Origin of the sequence: Gallaecimonas sp. GXIMD4217 (genome assembly GCF_038087665.1) — a bacterium.
Lineage (GTDB): Bacteria > Pseudomonadota > Gammaproteobacteria > Enterobacterales > Gallaecimonadaceae > Gallaecimonas.
The window spans coordinates 1712618-1730407 of the sequence record NZ_CP149925.1 but is presented as its reverse complement, the minus strand read 5'-3'; the positions used below and the strand labels follow the sequence as shown (position 1 = coordinate 1730407).

At 64.2% G+C, this 17790-nt stretch carries 19 protein-coding genes; 9 read left to right on the top strand and 10 right to left on the bottom strand.

What is annotated here, in order from left to right; all coding sequences use genetic code 11:
• Positions 1 to 29: 29 nt before the first annotated feature.
• Positions 30 to 1856 (bottom strand): signal peptide peptidase SppA, encoded by a 1827-nt coding sequence (gene sppA / locus WDB71_RS08450; RefSeq protein ID WP_341501143.1) that lies wholly within the window; start codon positions 1854 to 1856, stop codon positions 30 to 32.
• Positions 1857 to 2035: 179 nt separating this feature from the next.
• Here sppA and WDB71_RS08445 point away from each other — a divergent pair, with 179 nt between their 5' ends.
• Positions 2036 to 4063 carry an NADPH-dependent 2,4-dienoyl-CoA reductase gene (locus tag WDB71_RS08445; RefSeq protein ID WP_341501142.1) on the top strand — a complete coding sequence of 676 codons (2028 nt, stop codon included), beginning with the start codon at positions 2036 to 2038 and terminating at the stop codon, positions 4061 to 4063.
• 63 nt (positions 4064 to 4126) lie between these two features.
• Here WDB71_RS08445 and fur read toward each other — a convergent pair whose 3' ends face one another.
• Complete coding sequence (gene fur / locus WDB71_RS08440) at positions 4127 to 4570, bottom strand: ferric iron uptake transcriptional regulator (protein ID WP_341501141.1); 444 nt, start codon at positions 4568 to 4570, stop codon at positions 4127 to 4129.
• Positions 4571 to 4745: 175 nt separating this feature from the next.
• Here fur and WDB71_RS08435 point away from each other — a divergent pair, with 175 nt between their 5' ends.
• Positions 4746 to 5219 (top strand): DUF4442 domain-containing protein, encoded by a 474-nt coding sequence (locus WDB71_RS08435; RefSeq protein WP_341501140.1) that lies wholly within the window; start codon positions 4746 to 4748, stop codon positions 5217 to 5219.
• A gap of 43 nt (positions 5220 to 5262) precedes the next feature.
• Here WDB71_RS08435 and fldA read toward each other — a convergent pair whose 3' ends face one another.
• From fldA to WDB71_RS08415, 4 genes are all read right to left on the bottom strand, one after another.
• On the bottom strand, positions 5263 to 5790 hold the full coding sequence (gene fldA, locus WDB71_RS08430; RefSeq protein WP_341501139.1) for a flavodoxin FldA: 528 nt from the start codon (positions 5788 to 5790) through the stop codon (positions 5263 to 5265).
• Positions 5791 to 5831: 41 nt separating this feature from the next.
• Positions 5832 to 6110, bottom strand: a complete 279-nt coding sequence (gene ybfE, locus WDB71_RS08425; RefSeq protein WP_341501138.1) for a LexA regulated protein — start codon at positions 6108 to 6110, stop codon at positions 5832 to 5834.
• 16 nt (positions 6111 to 6126) lie between these two features.
• Positions 6127 to 6348 (bottom strand): DUF2788 domain-containing protein, encoded by a 222-nt coding sequence (locus WDB71_RS08420; RefSeq protein ID WP_341501137.1) that lies wholly within the window; start codon positions 6346 to 6348, stop codon positions 6127 to 6129.
• Positions 6349 to 6409: 61 nt separating this feature from the next.
• Positions 6410 to 7177 (bottom strand): alpha/beta fold hydrolase, encoded by a 768-nt coding sequence (locus WDB71_RS08415; protein ID WP_341501136.1) that lies wholly within the window; start codon positions 7175 to 7177, stop codon positions 6410 to 6412.
• A gap of 117 nt (positions 7178 to 7294) precedes the next feature.
• On the opposite strand from WDB71_RS08415, the gene WDB71_RS08410 reads away from it, so the two are divergent.
• The 6 genes from WDB71_RS08410 (at position 7295) to WDB71_RS08385 (ending at position 13914) form a co-directional block, all read left to right on the top strand.
• On the top strand, positions 7295 to 7765 hold the full coding sequence (locus WDB71_RS08410) for a replication initiation regulator SeqA (protein ID WP_341501135.1): 471 nt from the start codon (positions 7295 to 7297) through the stop codon (positions 7763 to 7765).
• 38 nt (positions 7766 to 7803) lie between these two features.
• Entirely contained in the window at positions 7804 to 9432 is a 1629-nt protein-coding gene (gene pgm / locus WDB71_RS08405; RefSeq protein ID WP_341501134.1) for a phosphoglucomutase (alpha-D-glucose-1,6-bisphosphate-dependent), read from the top strand.
• Between the two features lie 71 nt (positions 9433 to 9503).
• Positions 9504 to 10511 (top strand): succinylglutamate desuccinylase, encoded by a 1008-nt coding sequence (gene astE, locus WDB71_RS08400; RefSeq protein WP_341501133.1) that lies wholly within the window; start codon positions 9504 to 9506, stop codon positions 10509 to 10511.
• 205 nt (positions 10512 to 10716) lie between these two features.
• Positions 10717 to 11823 (top strand): pyruvate dehydrogenase (acetyl-transferring) E1 component subunit alpha, encoded by a 1107-nt coding sequence (gene pdhA / locus WDB71_RS08395; protein WP_341501132.1) that lies wholly within the window; start codon positions 10717 to 10719, stop codon positions 11821 to 11823.
• Positions 11816 to 12799, top strand: coding sequence for an alpha-ketoacid dehydrogenase subunit beta (locus WDB71_RS08390; protein WP_341501131.1), 984 nt, complete (start codon positions 11816 to 11818; stop codon positions 12797 to 12799). The genes pdhA and WDB71_RS08390 overlap by 8 nt, the downstream gene beginning before the upstream one ends.
• Complete coding sequence (locus tag WDB71_RS08385) at positions 12796 to 13914, top strand: dihydrolipoamide acetyltransferase family protein (RefSeq protein ID WP_341501130.1); 1119 nt, start codon at positions 12796 to 12798, stop codon at positions 13912 to 13914. Before WDB71_RS08390 ends, WDB71_RS08385 begins: the two co-directional genes overlap by 4 nt.
• Positions 13915 to 13953: 39 nt before the next feature.
• Here WDB71_RS08385 and WDB71_RS08380 read toward each other — a convergent pair whose 3' ends face one another.
• From WDB71_RS08380 to WDB71_RS08365, 4 genes are all read right to left on the bottom strand, one after another.
• A complete protein-coding gene (locus tag WDB71_RS08380) occupies positions 13954 to 14175 on the bottom strand; it encodes a DUF3820 family protein (RefSeq protein WP_341501129.1) in 222 nt (73 codons plus the stop codon).
• A gap of 80 nt (positions 14176 to 14255) precedes the next feature.
• Positions 14256 to 15068, bottom strand: coding sequence for a hypothetical protein (locus tag WDB71_RS08375; protein WP_341501128.1), 813 nt, complete (start codon positions 15066 to 15068; stop codon positions 14256 to 14258).
• A complete protein-coding gene (locus WDB71_RS08370; RefSeq protein WP_341501127.1) occupies positions 15068 to 15919 on the bottom strand; it encodes an ABC transporter ATP-binding protein in 852 nt (283 codons plus the stop codon). The genes WDB71_RS08375 and WDB71_RS08370 overlap by 1 nt, the downstream gene beginning before the upstream one ends.
• A gap of 10 nt (positions 15920 to 15929) precedes the next feature.
• Entirely contained in the window at positions 15930 to 16280 is a 351-nt protein-coding gene (locus WDB71_RS08365; protein WP_341501126.1) for a GntR family transcriptional regulator, read from the bottom strand.
• 135 nt (positions 16281 to 16415) lie between these two features.
• Between WDB71_RS08365 and WDB71_RS08360 the strand changes: the two genes are divergently transcribed.
• A complete protein-coding gene (locus tag WDB71_RS08360; RefSeq protein WP_341501125.1) occupies positions 16416 to 17747 on the top strand; it encodes a DASS family sodium-coupled anion symporter in 1332 nt (443 codons plus the stop codon).
• The last annotated feature ends 43 nt before the right edge of the window (positions 17748 to 17790 follow it).

Genomic DNA, 17790 nt, shown 5'->3' with positions numbered 1-17790 from the left:
GCCCGGCTTTTTGTCGACGCTGAGGCGACTTAGAACTGCACCTCGCACTCGCGGCAGTAGATGTACAGGTTCTGGGGGTCGTTCATCTGGGTCAGCGGCGCCATTTCGGCCTCGGCCAGGCCCAGCAGCCTGGTCAGCCAGCTCGGCTCCTTGCCGTGGCTGCGGGCCACCAGCTGGGCGCCTTCGCCAAGCAGGTTCTTGATGAACTGCTCCTTGGGGCTGAGCGGCTTCTTGATGACCTGAGTGTCGTAGCTGTCCAGCTTGGCCAGCTTGGCGGCCGAGGCCACGGCGTCGTCCAGGCCACCGAGCTTGTCCACCAGGCCCAGCTCCAGGGCGGTCTGGCCGATCCAGACCCGGCCCTGGGCTATCTTGTCCACCTCATCCGTGCTCATGTCGCGGTTGTCGGCCACCAGCGTCAGGAAGCGCTCGTAGCCGCGCTCGACGCTGCGCTGGATCACCGCCTTGAAGTCGTCGTTGAGGGGGCGCAGCGGGGTGTAGCCGGCGTAGTTGGAGGTGCCGACGCCGTCGGTGTGCACGCCTATGGCATCCAGGCTGTTCTCGAAGGTGGTGAGCAGGCCGAAGATGCCGATGGAGCCGGTGATGGTAGCCGGGTGGGCCCAGATCTCATCGGCGGAGGCGGAGATCCAGTAGCCGCCGGAGGCCGCATAGGTGCTCATGGAGGCCACCACCGGCTTGCCGGCCTTCTGCAGGGCCTCCACTTCCTTGCGGATGATCTCGGAGGCGAAGGCGCTGCCGCCGGGGCTGTCTACGCGCAGTACCACGGCCTTGATGTCGTCGTCGAAGCGGGCCTGGCGCAGCAGGGCGGCGGTGGAGTCGCCACCGACGGTGCCGACCGGCTGATCACCGTCCAGTATGGTACCGGCGGCCACCACTATGCCCACCTTGGCGCCGTCCTTGGGCAGCTGGGTCAGGGGGTTGTTGATGACCTTCAGGTAATCGTGGATGGAGACCTGCTTGAAGCTCTTGCCTTCCTTGTCCTTACCGACCAGCTCGATCAGCGCCGCGGTCATGTCCTGGCGGGACTTGAGTTCGTCGACCAGGCCCAGGTTCAGGGCCAGCTGGGCGAACTCGCCGTTGGCCTCGGCAAAGAGCTCGGGCAGGTTGGCCAGCATCTTGTCCAGGCTGCCGGGCTCCAGGCCACGCAGGCGGACGATCTCGTCCTGGTACTGGCTCCACAGGGCGCCCAGGAAGGCGCGGTTGGCTTCCTTGGCCGGCTCGGACATGTCGTCGCGGATATAGGGCTCGATGGCGGACTTGAAGGTACCGACCCGGAACACATGGGTGTTGATCTTCAGCTTGTCCAGCAGCGACTTGAAGTAGACGCGGTAGCGGCCGAAGCCGTCGATGGACATGAAGCCGATCTCGTTCAGGTAGATGCTGTCGGCGTGGGCGGCCAGCAGGTACTGGCCCTGGGTGTAGAAGTCACCCTTGGCGATGACCGGCTTGCCGCTTTCCTTGAAGTCGTCGATGGCGTCGCCCAGGGTCATGATCTTGTTCAGACCACCGCCCGCCATGCCTTCCAGATCCAGCACCAGCGCCTTGATGCGCTTGTCTTCCTTGGCGTTCTTGATGGCGTCCACCAGGGCAGACACCTCCATCTCCGGCGGCTCCTTGCTGCCGCTGAGCTCCTGGGCAAAGGCCTCGACGGGGTCGACCGTCTTGGCCTGTTCCACCAGGCGGCCTTCGATGTTCATGACCAGGGCGCTGTCCTTGGGCACCTTGGGACCGTCGTCCTGGCCCAGGGAGGCGAGGAAGGCGATCAGGATGATTAAAAACAGCAGGTTGAGTACCACCCTGCGGAAGGTATTAAGGCCCTGCCAGATCCAGCAGGCCACTTTTTTTAACATGCTCCACATAAAACGCATGTTCCTATCTTGCTTGTCCTGGTTAGCATGCTATTGCATCAAGACCTTGATGCGAAACCCAATTTGTAACCATTTATTGTCGAGCCCCTTGCACGTCCGTCCTCCGATGAGTAGTCTGCTAGCCGGATAACCATAATAAGGACGCAGCCATGTCTGAGCATTACCCCCACCTGTTGGCCCCCCTGGATCTCGGCTTCACCACCCTGCGCAACCGGGTGCTGATGGGCTCCATGCACACCGGCCTGGAAGAGGAAAAGAACGGCTTTGCGAAGATGGCCGCCTTCTACCGGGAGCGGGCCAGGGGCGGGGTAGGGCTCATCGTCACCGGCGGCATCGCCCCCAACCTGAGGGGCCGGCTGGCGCCCTTTGCCAGCCAGCTGTCCAACCGCTGGCAGGCCAAAAAGCACAGGGTGGTCACCGACGCCGTCCATGAGGAAGGCGGCAAGATCTGCCTGCAGATCCTCCACGCCGGCCGCTACAGCTACCACCCCTTTTCCCTGGCGCCCAGCGCCAAGAAGGCCCCCATCACCCCCTTCAAGCCGTCCGGCATGTCCCGCCGCCAGGTGCGCGGCACCATCAGCGACTTTGCCGCCACCGCCAGGCTGGCCAAGAAGGCCGGCTATGACGGCGTGGAGATCATGGGCAGCGAGGGTTACCTCATCAACCAGTTCCTGGTGACCCGCACCAACCACAGGACCGACGAGTACGGCGGCAGCTTCGAAAACCGCGCCCGCTTCGCGTTGGAAACCGTCCGCCAGGTCCGCCAGCAGGCCGGCGACGACTTCATCATCATCTTCCGCCTGTCCATGCTGGATCTGGTGGAAGACGGCATGAGCTGGGAAGAAGTGGTGATCCTGGCCAGGTGGCTGGAAGAGGCCGGGGTGACCCTGATCAACACCGGCATCGGCTGGCACGAGGCGCGCATCCCCACCATTGCCACCATGGTGCCCAGGGCCGCCTTCACCTGGGTCACGGCCCGCCTCAAGGCCGAGGTCAAGGTGCCGCTGATCACCACCAACCGCATCAACGACCCCAAGGTGGCCGAGGAGATCCTGGCCAAGGGCGAGGCGGACATGGTGTCCATGGCCAGGCCGCTGCTGGCGGATCCCCACTTCGTCACCAAGGCCGCCGCCGGCAAGGCCGATCGCATCAACACCTGCATCGCCTGTAACCAGGCCTGCCTGGATCACGTCTTCGAGCAGAAGCGCGCCTCCTGCCTGGTCAACCCCCAGGCCTGCTACGAGACCGAGCTGAACTTCCCGCCGGCCGGCCAGAAGAAGAAGGTGGCGGTGGTGGGCGCCGGCCCGGCCGGGCTGTCCTTCGCCTGCCACGCCGCCGAGCGCGGCCACCAGGTGGTGCTGTTCGACAAGGGGGGTGAGATCGGCGGCCAGTTCAACTTCGCCAAGCAGGTGCCGGGCAAGGAGGAGTTCCATGAGACCCTGCGCTACTTCAAGAATCGCCTCCACGACGCCGGCGTGGAAGTGCGCCTGAACAGCGAGCAGAGCGCCGAGTCCCTCAAGGCCGGGGGCTTCGACGAGGTGGTGCTGGCCACCGGCATCAAGCCCAGGACCCCGGCCATAGACGGCATCGACCACCCCAAGGTGCTGGGCTACCTGGACGTGCTGCGCGACCACAAGCCGGTGGGCAAGCGGGTGGCGGTGATCGGCGCCGGCGGCATCGGCTTCGATGTGTCCGAATACCTGGCCGAGGACGGCCACTCGTCCAGCACCGACCGCGAAACCTGGCTCAAGGAGTGGGGCATCGACACCGAGCTCAAGGGCCGGGGTGGCGTGGCCGAGGCAATGGCGCCCCTGGCCAGCAAACGGGAGATCTGGCTGCTGCAGCGCAAGGAATCCAAGGTCGGCCAGGGCCTCGGCAAGACCACCGGCTGGATCCACCGCACCAGCCTCAAGCGCCGTGGCGTCAACATGCTCAGCGGCGTCAGCTATGACCGCATCGACGACGCCGGCCTGCATATTACCAGGGGTGGCCAGCCCGAGGTGCTGCCGGTGGACAACGTCATCATCTGCGCCGGCCAGGAGCCGCTCAGGGCCCTGCAGCAGCCGCTGCAGGAGGCGGGCATTGCCGTGCACCTGATCGGCGGTGCCGATGTGGCCGCCGAGCTGGATGCCAAGCGGGCCATACGCCAGGGCGCCGAGCTGGCCGCCAGCCTGTAACAAAAAAAGGCCGCTCACGCGGCCTTCTCATCGGATAAAAGAGGCGGCCATTGGCCGCCTTTTTCAGTCCTCGCCCTTGCGGTGGCGATCGCAGGCTTCGGTATCCTCGCATTCGCCATACAGGTAGAGGCTGTGGTGGGTCAGCTTGATCTTGTGCTGCTTGGCCACGGCCTTCTGGCGCTCTTCGATGACCTCGTCCATGAACTCCACCACCTTGCCGCACTTGAGACAGACCAGGTGATCATGGTGGTGCTTGCGGGTCAGCTCGAACACGGACTTGCCGCCCTCGAAATGGTGGCGAGTGACGATGCCGGCATCGTCGAACTGGTTAAGCACCCGGTAGACGGTGGCCAGGCCGATCTCCTCACCCAGGTCGATGAGCTTCTTGTACAGGTCCTCGGCACTGATGTGCTGGTTGTCCGGATCCTGCAACAGCTCAAGGATCTTGACCCTGGGCAGGGTCACCTTGAGGCCGGCGTCGCGCAGTGCTTGATTCTCGTCAGCCATGAAATTTCCTGTCTTGGTGGCCAGGGGCCATCTCCACGTTAATGGTCCATTATAGGCAGCGGGGCCCTGTCATAAAACCCGTACTTTCAAAGGTTTTCCAAAAGTACCCAAGGCGGCTGTTCATTTCCAGCAGGAAAGTTAGAATAAATGCTCAGTGTCGAAAGCAGTATAAGCAATGAAAAACTGGGTATTTTCCAAGGCCTCCAGGCTGAGACGGGTGCTGAACCTGTGGCCGCCGTTCTTGTTCACCGGCATCAAGATCGTCGAGTTGAGCGAGGACTTTCGCTATTGCCGGGTCAGGCTCAAGCGCCGCCCCTGGAACCAGAACGCCAACAACAGCCAGTATGGCGGCTCCATGTTCTCCATGACCGATCCCATACTGCCGCTGATGCTGATGGGCCACCTGGGCAAGGAGTACCACGTCTGGGACAGGGAGGCGGCCATCCGCTTCGACAAGCCGGGCCTGTCCGACATCCAGGCCGAGTTCGAACTGACCGACGGCCTGCTGGCGGAGATAGAAAAGGCCACCGAGACCGGCGAAAAGCACTTCCCCCAGGTGGCGGTGCAGCTCAAGGACGCCAGGGGCGAGGCGGTAGCCGAGGTGCGCCGCACCCTCTATGTACGGCTCAAGCGCAAATACCGGCCGTAATAAAAAAGGCGCCAAGGGGCGCCTTTTTCAATGAAGGGGGAGCTCAGTCTTCCAGCTCGGCCAGGCACATCTCTTCGTAGACCTGATTGACCCACTTCTCGACGCGCTCGGCGGTCAGCTCGGGCTGGCGGTCCTCGTCGATGCCCAGGCCGACGAAGTGCTCGTCGTCCACCAGGGCCTTGGAGGCCACGAAGTTGTAGCTCTCGGTGGGCCAGTGGCCGATGACGATGCCGCCACGGCTTTCGACGATGTCGCGCACCATGCCCATGGCGTCGAGGAAGTACTCGGCATAGTCTTCCTGGTCACCGCAGCCGAAGATGGCTACCAGCTTGTCGGTGAAGTCGATCTCTTCCAGGCTGGGGAAGAAGTCGTCCCAGTCGCACTGGGCCTCGCCGTAGTACCAGGTGGGGATCCCGAACAGCAGCAGGCTGTATTCTTCGATGTCTTCCTTGCTGGACTTGGCGATGTCCTTCACTTCCAGCATCTTCTTGCCCAGCTGCTTCTGGATCATCTTGGCTACGGCTTCGGTATTGCCTGTATCGCTACCGAAGAAAAGACCTACAGTCGCCATAAAATCTCGCTTCCTCTCGTTTTCTGTCGCCGGAATCCGGGTCAGTCCCCGGCTTCCAACTGGGATTTCAAAATGGATTCGATGAGCTGGCTTCGGCTCAAATTCTGTTCCTGGGCCAGGTCGTTCAAGGCGTCGAACAGCTGCTGTTCCACCTTGAGCTCGATGCGCCTGAGCCCCTTTTCCTTGTCGCGCTTGATCTGGTTGCGCTTGTTGACCTTCAGCTGCAGCTTGCGGGGCAGGGGATTGGTCTTGGGCCTGCCGCGGCGTTTTTCTTCTGCAAAGAGATCAATGGTGATGCGATCGCTGGATTCCTTGGCCATAGTTTATCGCTTCATCTCAGCCAATGCCGGAGCCTTCCCAGAACAGCTTGATGATTTCCTTGCTGATGAAGCCGGCACAACCGAGAAAGAGCACCAGCCAGACGATATAGCGGCCGAACTTGGGGACATTGCCTTTCTTCAACACGTCCTGGATGGCCAGGCCGATGAAGACGAAAATGGCCACAAAGAAGAGATTCAGGCCGATCGCCTCAAGGGTTTCGTAGTGCTCTGCCAACATCTTGCGAGTCCGATATTTGATGACCGGCGCGGATTATACATAAAGGCCCGGCCGCGACCAATCAGTTGGCCCGTAAAAAGTCGCCGACCAGCTTGTTGAAAACCGCGGGTTTCTCGGCATGGAGCCAGTGGCCGGTGCCCTGGATCACCTTGAGCTGGGCCCGGGGGAACAGCCTGGCCACCGCCTCCTTGTGGTCGGCGGTCAGGTAATCGGACTCGGCCCCCTTCACGAACAGGGTCGGACCCGGGTAGGGGCTTCCCTCTGGCGCGCCGAGGATATCCGGGTAGTTGTCGATCAGCGCCCTGACGTTCAGGCGCCAGTACAGGCCCTGGTCGCCCTTTTGCAGGTTCTTGAGGATGAACTGGCGCACCCCGGGTTCAAGCACGTATTTGGCCAGCTCGGTCTCGACCGCCTTGCGGCTGTCGTAGCAGCCGGGGTCGATGCTGGACAGACCCTTAAAGACCCCCTCGTGGTTGTTGCGCCGGTAGGCGACCGGGGCGATGTCCGCCGCCACCAGGGCGCTCACCCGTTCGGGCGCCGTCAGGGCCAGCTGCATGGCTATCTTGCCGCCCATGGAATGGCCCACCACCGAGGCGGTTTCGATGCCCAGGTGATCCATCAATGCCAGCACGTCGCCGGCCATGGCTTGGTAGTGCATCTCGTCGCTGTGGAAGGACTTGCCGTGGTTGCGCACGTCCACAGAGGTCACCTGGAAGGCGTCTTCCAGGCTGCGGCCCAGGGCGCCGAGGTTGTCCAGGCTGCCGAACAGGCCGTGGATCAGGATCAGGGGGCGGCCCTGGCCGCGCTGTTGGTAGTTCAAAAGTGGCATCACACAACTCGAGTCACTGGCTGAGGGGGCATTTTGCAAAGGAAGACACGGGCATGCAAATGATCTGGATCTGGGTATAATCGCTTTTCAGTGATCCTCAGGACGTTGAGAATAGGGATGAAAACCATCGAAGTAGACGACGATCTGTATCAGTACATCGCGTCCAATACCCAACATATCGGTGAAAGCGCCTCCGACATCCTGCGCCGCCTGCTTGGCTTCGCCCAGGGCGCCGCCGCTGCCCCCGCCGTGGCCAAGGTCAACGGCGAGGTGCCCGTGGAGACCCTGGAAAATGCCGGCAGCGCCGTGGGCCGCTTCCTGGCGGTGCTGGGCGAGCTGCACGGCAAGCACGGCCAGGAGTTCGCTAAGGTGCTGCAGATCCGTGGCCGCGACCGCCTCTATTTCTCCACCGATGCCAAGGCCCTCAACGCCGCCGGCAAGTCCACCAATCCCAAGGCCATCCCCGGCAGCCCCTACTGGGTGGTGACCAACAACAATACCGCCAAGAAGCGGGCCATCGTCAGCCAGACCATGGCCGTGCTCGGCTACGACGACGGCCAGATCCAGGACATCGTCGCCAAGATCTGAGTTGCCAAAGACCGACAGCCAAGTTCCAAGGACAGCCCATGGCCAGTGACAACGGTGCCGGTACCCCGGCGCCGCAATCCCAGTTGGTGGATATTCCCGCCCTCATTTCCCAGTTTTTCCTGACCAGGCCCGATCCCGCCAAGGCCGGCGAGCGGGTCAGCTTCGGCACCTCCGGCCACAGGGGCACCAGCCTCAGGGCCAGCTTCAACCAGGACCACGTGCTGGCCATAGCCCAGGCCGTGGCGGACTACCGCCGTGACGCCGGCATCAATGGCCCCCTGTACCTGGGTTTCGATTCCCATGGCCTGTCCCGGCCCGCCTTCGACTGCGCCCTGATGGTGCTGGTGGCCAACGGCGTACAGGTACGCTACCAGGACGGCTTCGGCATGACCCCGACCCCGGCGGTGTCCCACGCCATCCTGGCCCACGGCGGCAATGCCGACGGCCTGATCATCACCCCGTCCCACAACCCGCCCCAGGACGGTGGCATCAAGTACAACCCGCCCCATGGCGGCCCGGCCGGCACCGAGGTCACCCAGGTGATCCAGGCCAGGGCCAATACCTACCTGGAAGGCGGCCTGGAGGGCGTCAAGCGGCTCGGCCTGGCCGAGGCCCTGGCCAGCCCCCATGCCGAGGCCTTCGACTTCGTCGAGCACTATGTGCGGGATCTGGACAGGGTCATCAACCTGGCCGCCATCCGCGAGGCCGGGGTGCGCATCGCCGTGCATCCTCTGGGCGGCGCCGCCCTGGATTACTGGCGCGCCATCGCCGAGCACTGGCAGCTTGAGCTGACGGTGGTGGACGAGCGCGTCGACCCCCGTTTTGCCTTCATGCCCAGGGACAAGGACGGTGCCATCCGCATGGACTGCTCCTCGGCGCCGGTGATGGCGGATCTGCTCCAGTACAAGGACCAGTACGATCTCTGCCTGGGCAATGATCCGGACGCCGATCGCCACGGCATCGTCACCCCGGACGGGCTGATGAACCCCAACCATTACCTGGCGGTGGCCATCGACTATCTCAGCAGGCACCGCAGCCACTGGCCCAGTGAGCTGGGCATCGGCAAGACCCTGGTGTCCAGCGCCCTCATCGACAAGGTGGTGGCCGACAACGGCCGCCCCCTGGTGGAGGTGCCGGTGGGCTTCAAGTGGTTTGTGGACGGCCTGCACCAGGGCAAACTGGCCTTTGGCGGCGAGGAGTCCGCCGGCGCCAGCTTCCTGGACAGGGAAGGGCGGCCCTGGAGCACCGACAAGGACGGCCTGATCCTGGGCCTGCTGGCGGCGGAGATCCAGGCCAAGACCGGCAAGAGCGCCAGCCAGTATCACCAGGAGCTGGTGGCCCGGCACGGCGTCTCCTTCTACAAGCGTATCGACGCCCCCGTCGAGGCCGAGATGAAGGCCGCCTTTGGCCGCCTGGTGCCGACGCTTGCCGAGGGCGCCATGCTGGCCGGTGACGCCGTCGTGTCGGCCTTTATCCAGGCGCCCGGCAATGGCGCCGCCATAGGTGGCATCAAGGTGGTCAGCGACAACGGCTGGTTCGCCGCCAGGCCGTCCGGCACCGAGCCCATCTACAAGATCTACGCCGAGTCCTTCGTGGACGAGGGCCACCTGGAGCAGATCCTGCGGGATGCCCAGGCCCTGCTGGCGGACTGGCTGGCACAGGTCTGATGTGAAGGAGGCGCCGCTTGGCGCCTCTTTTGTTTATAATGGCGGCCCTGCAATCATCATAAGGAGCAGGGATGATCGCCCATAACGATATTCTGGCGCTGACCCGCGCCAACCCAGGCCACCTGGCCCCATCCTCTTTCACCACAGACGGCGGTATCCAGGTCGAGATCTGGGACACCGGCATCTTCACCTTCAGCCCGGCCGAGCCCGGCAACAAGGACATCATTCTTTCCTGCGGCGTGCATGGCAACGAGACCGCCCCCATGGAGATCGTCCGGGATCTGGCCAAGGGCATACTGGACGGCAGCCAGGCGCTGTCGCACCGGCTGCTGATCCTCATTGGCAACCCCGCCGCCATCAACCTCGGCGAGCGCCAGGTGGAGGAAAACCTCAACCGCCTGTTCAGCGGCGCCCACTCAGAGGGCGAGGGCCTGATCAACGACGAGCGTCGCCGGGCCAAGGCCCTGGAGGACGCCGTGGCACGCTTCTTCGGCCAGCGCCAGGGCGCCGAGCGCCTCCATTACGATCTGCACACCGCCATCCGCGGCTCCCGGCACGAGAAGTTCGCCGTCTACCCCTTCCTGCACGGCGCGCCGCGGGACAAGGAGCAGATCCGCTTCCTGGCCGCCTGTGGCGTCGATACCGTGCTGCTGTCGGAATCGCCCACCACCACCTTCAGCTATTTCTCGTCCCACAACTTCGGCGCCCATGCCTTCACCGTGGAGCTGGGCAAGGTTCGCCCCTTCGGCGAGAACGACATGAGCCGCTTCGAGGCCGCCGCCCGGACCCTGGCCGCCCTGGTAGGGGGGCAGGATCTCACGCTGCCGCCCTACGACGAAAGCCGGCTCAACCTCTACAAGATCAGCCGCGTCATCAACAAGCAGAGCGAGGCCTTCGCCTTTACCTTCGACGACGACGTGGAGAACTTCACCCCTTATCCCAGGGGGCACCTGATCGCCACCGACGGTGATATCGAACACCGTATCGAGGCCGAGGAGGAAGCGGTGATCTTCCCCAACGCCAAGGTGGCCCTCGGCCAACGCGCCACCCTGCTGGTGGTGCGCACCACACTGAACTAGCCCGCCATACGGGGGCTCAGGGGCAGGATGCCGGGGTCGCCACCGTGCCAGGGAAGGCGCCATGCAGCACGGCACAACCACAAGGGGCTGGTCTGATAACCTTATCTTCACAGTTGAAGATACGTTTACGTAAAGGTAAAGTCGGGCAGTCAATAAACGGGGGAGAGATCCCGGGACAGGGATCCCAGCTAACAAAGGTGAAGGTATGACCTTTACGTCAAAGTCAACCATTACCCAACTCCAGTACCTGGATGAAGAGGGTAATGTGGTCCAGCCCCTGCCTGCCTGGGCAGACAACCTGGATCTGTTGGTCGAGTTTTACCGCCATATGGTGCTGGTTCGCACCTATGACAAGAAAGCCATCGCCCTGCAGCGTACCGGCCAGATGGGGACCTACCCGTCGCACCTGGGCGCGGAAGCCATCGGCATCGGCGTGGGTGCGGCCATGGACGTCGAAGACGTCTACGTGCCTTACTACCGCGACATGCCCACCATGTACATGCGTGGCGCCACCATGGTGCACAACATGCTGTACTGGGGCGGCACCGAGCAGGGCAGTTATTTCCACCGCCCGGACGGGAAGCTTTCCGAAGACTTCCCCATCTGTGTACCCATCGCCACCCAGTGCACCCACGCCACCGGCGTGGCCTCGGCGTTCAAGCTGCGCGGTGAGAAGCGGGTGGCGGTCACCGCCATAGGTGACGGTGGCACCTCCAAGGGCGACTTCCTGGAAGCCATCAACTGCGCCGGTGCCTGGCAGCTGCCCTGCATCTTCGTGATCAACAACAACCAGTGGGCCATCTCGGTGCCGCGTGCCATCCAGTGTGGCGCCCCGACCCTGGCCCAGAAGGCCATAGGTGCCGGCATTCCCGGCGTGCAGGTGGACGGCAACGACATCATCGCCGTCTACGACGCCATGCTGACCGCCCTGAACCGGGCCCGCGCCGGCAAGGGCGCCACCCTGATCGAGGCGGTGTCCTATCGCCTTTCCGACCACACCACCGCCGACGACGCCACCCGCTACCGTGGCTCCGAGGAAGTGAACGCGGCCTGGAAGCGCGAGCCGGTCAAGCGCCTGCGCAACTACCTGCACAACGCCGGCGTCTGGAACGAGGACAAGGAGCAGGCCCTGCAGGCGGAGTGCAACGCCAAGGTGGAAGAGGCGGTACAGCAGTACCTGAACCACCCCAAGGAGCCGCCCGAGTCCATGATGGATCACCACTTCGAGCAACTGGTGGAGCCCCTGGCCAGCCAGCGGGAAGAGCTGATCAAGAAGGCAATGCGCATGGAAGGAGGTCAGTCCCATGGCTAAGGTTGCACTTATCGAAGCGGTCAACATGGCCTTGCACCATGAGATGGCCCGCGACGAAAACGTGGTCTGCCTCGGTGAAGATATCGGCACCAACGGCGGCGTGTTCCGCGCCACCGTGGGCCTGAAGGAAGAATTCGGCTTCAAGCGTGTCATGGACACGCCCCTGGCCGAAGGCCTGATCGGCGGCCTGACCGTGGGCATGGCCTCCCAGGGCCTGCGCCCGGTGGCCGAGTTCCAGTTCCAGGGCTTCATCTTCCCGGCCATGGAGCAGATCATCTGCCAGGCGGCCCGCATGCGTAACCGCACCCGCGGCCGCATCACCCTGCCGCTGGTGTACCGCGCCCCCTTCGGTGGCGGTATCCATGCCCCGGAGCACCACAGCGAAAGCGTCGAAGCCATCTTCGCCCATGTGCCCGGCCTGCGGGTGGTGATCCCCTCCAGCCCGGCCCGTGCCTACGGCCTGCTGCTGGCGGCCATCCGCAGCAATGACCCCGTGCTCTTCTTCGAGCCCAAGCGCATCTACCGTACCGTCAAGCACGAGGTGGAAGACAACGGCCAGGCCCTGCCCCTGGACGTGGCCTTTATCCTCCGCGAAGGCACCGATATCACCCTGGTGAGCTGGGGCGCCAGCGTCAACGAGACGCTGATCGCCGCCGATCGCCTGGCGGAGCAGGGCATCAAGGCCGAGGTCATCGATCTGGCCACCATCAAGCCCCTGGATATCGACACTATTCTCAATTCCGTTCGCAAGACCGGCCGCCTGTGCATCGTCCACGAGGCGTGCCGCAGCTTCGGTGTCGGCGCCGAGATCGCCGCCCAGGTGGCCGAGAAGGCCCTGTGGGATCTCAAGGCCCCCATCGGCCGCGTCGGTGGCTTCGACACCACCATGCCGTATTACAAGAACGAGAATTACTACATGATCCAACCCGAGGACATCATCGAGGGAGTCCAAAAAGTCATGGAGTGCAGCGCATGAAATATTTCAAACTGCCCGATCTAGGTGAAGGCCTGCCGGAAGCGGAAATCGTCGAATGGCACGTCAAGGTCGGTGACGAAGTGGAAGTGGACCAGGTGCTGGCCTCCATGGAAACCGCCAAGGCCATAGTGGACGTACCGTCGCCCATCAAGGGCAAGATCGAGAAGCTGTTCGGCGATGCCGGCGACGTCATTCACACCGGCGAGCCCCTGGTGGGCTTCGAAGGCCAGGAAGAAGACTCCGGCACCGTGGTCGGCAAGGTCGACAGCCACGGCGCCGTGGCCGGTGGCGACGACAGCTTCTTCGCCGGCAACACCATGGCTCCGGTGGCGGGCTCCAAGGTCCAGGCCCTGCCGGCCACCCGCCTGCTGGCCAAGAAGCTGGGCGTGGACATCGAAGAGCTGACCGGCACCGGCGCCAACGGCGTGGTGGTGGATGCCGACGTGCAGAAGGCCTTCGAGGCCGACGACAGCCTGTCCAAGAACGAGATCATCAAGGGTGCCCGCAAGGCCATGGCCGATGCCATGCGCCATTCAAACGACACCTGCGTGCCGGTGACCCTGGCCGATGATGCCGACATCAGCGACTGGGCCGAAGGCCAGGATCCCACCGTGCGCCTGATCCGCGCCGTGGCCGAGGCCTGCGCCGCCGAGCCAAGCCTGAACGCCCACTTCGACATGGGCACCGCCAGCCGCCGCCTGTTCGACAACGTCGATCTCGGCATCGCCGTGGACTCCAGGCACGGCCTGTACGTGCCGGTGCTGCGTGACGTGGCCAACCGCGACGACCAGAGCCTGCGCGACGGCCTGGACAAGATGATCGCCGATGTCAAGGAGCGCCGCGTGCCCCAGGACGAGCTCAAGGGCGCCACCATCACCCTGTCCAACTTCGGCGCCATCGCCGGCCGTTACGCCAACCCCATCATCACGCCGCCCCAGGTCGCCATCATCGGCGCCGGTCGCAGCTACGATACCGTGGTGATGAAGGACGGTAAGCCGGTGGCCAAGCGCATGCTGCCGCTGTCGGTGACCATGGACCACCAGGCCTGTACCGGCGGCGAGGCGGCTCGCTTCCTCAAGGCCCTGAAGGCGTCCCTGGCCAAGCCCAAGCTGTAAGGCTGCTGTAAAGAAAAGGCCGGCATTTGCCGGCCTTTATTATATGCGGGGGCCCTTCAGTGGCCGGATCAGCTGCTCCAGCCCTTCGATGCGGATCACCAGCGCCAGCTGCAGCAGCTGGCCCAGTTCGCCCTGTGGAAAGCCCTTGTTGGCAAACCACAGCAGGTATTCTTCTGGCAGGTCGATAAGCACCCGGCCCTGGTACTTGCCAAAGGGCATGGGCATGCGGGCCAGTTTCAGCAGTTGGGATTTGTCGTACATGGCAGGGCAGGGTAAGGGCGTGGCCGGCCAGTCTAGCACGGCGGTAAATAAAAAGGCCGCCCCGGGGGCGGCCTTGGCTATCAATCCTGGATCAGGTTGCGCCTGCGGATCTCGGCGCAGAGCCCCCAGATGATCAGGGCCACGGCCAGGCCGGCCAGCATGGCGTTGCTGGTGCTGAGCACGGCGCTGTTGGCGAGCCAGCTGGCACCGAGGCTGAAGGCGCTCTGGCTCATCAGGCTGCCCATGACGATCATCAGCTCGCCGGCCAGGGTACCGAACACCAGGCTGGATACCGGGTGGCCGTCCAGCAGCAGGCTCTCGGCAAAGAACACCAGCAGCGGCGTCAGGAACATCCACACCAGGGGCCTGTCTGTGGTGGCGGACAGCAGCATCATGAAGGCGTAGAAGGGCGCCATCAGCAGCGACAGCCACAGCAGGTGACTGCCCAGCTGGGTCCACACCTTGAGGGCCGCCACCAGGCCCAGATCCGGGCTCAACAGCGCCACCGGCAGCTCGAACAACACCAGGGCCAGGTAGTTGATGCCGGGGATCAGCACCATGGCCACCAGGGCCTTGGCGGCCATGGTCTGCCAGTCGCTGACCGGCAGCGAGCGCCAGAACAGGATGGATCTGTCCTTGCGTTCCCCCAGCAGGCAGTTGCCGCTGTAGGTGATCACCGCCAGGGCGGTGGTGAAGAAGAAGGGCAGGGCCAGGATGTAGAGCAACTGGCCGGCCGGGGCATTGGCCTCGACCTGGACATTGGCGCCGGTGCCGGCCAGGCTCAGCAGCAGCCACAGGCCCCACTCGCCCAGGGCCAGCACCACGGGCAGCCACAGCACCGTCTTGCGGTTTTCCCAGAGTTCCTTGCGCATCAACATGATAAAGGCGTTCATCAGGCGGCCCTCCCTACCTTGGCAACGAAGATGTCGGCCAGGGACGGGGTGCTGATCTGCCCCAGTCCGGCCAGTTCGGCGCGGCTGCGCTCGAAGGTGAGCAGGTGCCCGGCCATGGTGGCCCGTTCGGCCAGCGGGCCCAGCTCCCGGGCCGCCGCCAGCTCGGCAGGCCCCACCTGGAGCTGGCTGAAATGATCCTGGATCTCGTCGACGCTGGAGCTCAGCACGAAGCGGCCGTCGTGGAGGAACAGCACATGGCTGAGGATGTGCTCTATCTCCTCCACCTGGTGGGTGGTGACGATGATGGTGCGGCTGTGGTCGAAGTAGTCCTCCAGCAGGCGCTGGTAGAAGCCCTGGCGATAGACCACATCCAGGCCCAGGGTCGGCTCGTCCAGCACCAGCAGATCGGCGTCTATGGCCATCACCAGGGCCAGGTGCAGCTGGGTGACCATGCCCTTGGACAGCTGCTTGATCTTGGCCCTGGCCGGGATCTGGGTGCCGGCCAGTATGGCCCGGCAACGCCCTTCGTCGAAGTTGGGGTGCACGGTGGCGGTGTAGCGGATCACCTCGTCCACCCGCAGCCAGCGGGGCAGGCAGGCCACGTCGGAAATGTAGGCGACCCGCCTGAGCAGCCCGGCCCTGTCCCGGCGCGGATCCTGGCCCAGCACCTCGATGTCGCCGTCACAGGCGGCCAGTCCCAGTATGGCGTTGAGCAGGGTGGTCTTGCCGGCGCCGTTGACGCCTACCAGGCCGATGATCTGGCCGCGCTGCACGTCCAGATCCAGGCCGTCCAGCACCTGCTTGCCGCCATAGCCCTTGCGGATCCCCCGCAGTTTGATCAGTGTCTCCATCCATGACTCCTTATTGATTCGCTAAAAGTTGTTCCAGGCTCAGATCCAGGCGCTTGATGCGCCTTTGGATCTCCGGCCATTCCTGTTCGAGAAAGCGTTGCCTTTCCTGGTTGAGCAGCTGCTCCCTGGCGCCGGGGCTGACGAAGCTGCCGACGCCGCGGCGCTTTTCCACCACGCCCATCTCGGCCAGCTGGGCCAGGGCCCGCTGCACCGTCAGGGGGTTGACCTGCATGTCCCCGGCCAGCTGCCGTACCGACGGTAGGGCCTGGCCAGGTGCGATACGCTCCTCGAGGATGGCTGCCACCAGCTGTTCGACCAGCTGTTCATAGATGGGCTTGTTGGCCTGCCATTGGGTCTGCACTATCGCTCCTTTGCGTGTTGCTGTATTAGTGTTCTAACACGGTGAGATGGAAATGCAAAGCCGGACTTAAGACCCCTGGCCTCGATCCGGGCACGAGCTTCTGTCACCATGGGGCCAATGCTCCCATAACACCCCATGCTCATGCGCTTGTTGCTTGCCGGCCTGGCCCTGGTGGCGGCCCTGTTGATGCTCTTGTTTGGTCCCTGGCCCGGGCCCGTCACCCTGGGCCTGTCGCTGCTGCTGGCGGTGGCGGCGCTGTGGATGACGGAAGTGATCCCGGTGATGATCACCGCCCTGGCGGTGCCGCTGCTGGCGGTGCTGCTGGGCGTTTTCGACGTCAAGGCCGCCCTGGCCGCCTTTTCCCACCCTGTGCTGTTCCTGTTCCTGGGCGGCTTTGCCCTGGCCTCGGCGCTCAAGTCCCAGGGCCTGGATCTGGCCATGGCTAACGCCGTTATTCACCTGGCCGGGGGCCGGCTCTGGCTGGCGGTGCTGATGCTGCTGCTGACCGCGGCACTGCTGTCGATGTGGATCAGCAACACCGCCACCGCCGCCATGATGTTGCCGCTGATGCTGGGCCTGCTGCAAAGGGCCGGCAGGCTCGGCGCCAACAGCCTGGTGTTCGCCCTGCTGGGCCTGGCCTACAGCGCCAGCATAGGGGGCATGGGCACCCTGGTGGGTAGCCCGCCCAACGCCATTGCCGCCGCCTACCTCAAGCTCAGCTTCCTGGACTGGTTGGCACTGGGGTTGCCGCTGGTGGCGCTGCTGTGGCCGCTGATGCTGGCCGTGCTCTGGTGGCAGCACAGGCCCCAGCTTGCCAAGCGGATGGATTGGCACCAGCAGGGCCGGCTGCAGTGGACGGGACCGCGCATCATGACCCTGGCCATCTTCGCGCTGACCGTGGCCGGCTGGATGCTGTCCGGCCCCCTGAGCCGCTGGCTGGGTGGCATCGCCCAGTTCGATTCCCTGGTGGCCCTGGCGGCGGTGGTGGCCATAGGTGCCACCAGGGTGGCGAGCTGGGACAACCTCAAGCGCGACATCGACTGGGGGGTCTTGCTGCTCTTTGGCGGCGGCCTGACCCTGAGCGCCGTGCTCAAGGAAACCGGCACCAGCGCCTTCCTGGCCGAAAGCCTTTCCGGGGCCCTTGGCGGCGCCCCGCAATGGCTGCTGCTGGGGGCGGTGGCGCTGTTCGTGGTGCTGCTGACCGAGCTGGCCTCCAACACCGCCAGTGCCGCGCTGCTGGTGCCGCTCTTTGGCGGCATCGCCCAGGGCCTGGGCCTGGATCCCAGGGCCATGGCCATGCTGATCGCCTTTGCCGCCTCCTGTGCCTTCATGCTGCCGGTGGCCACGCCCCCCAACGCCATCGTCTTCGGCTCCGGCCAGGTGCCGCAGCTGCAGATGATGCGCTCAGGTCTCAGGCTGAACCTGCTGTGCGTGCTGGTGCTGACGTTGTATTTCAGCCTGGTGTGACAGCAGGCCAACAAAAAGGCGGCCATGGCCGCCTTTTTGTTGG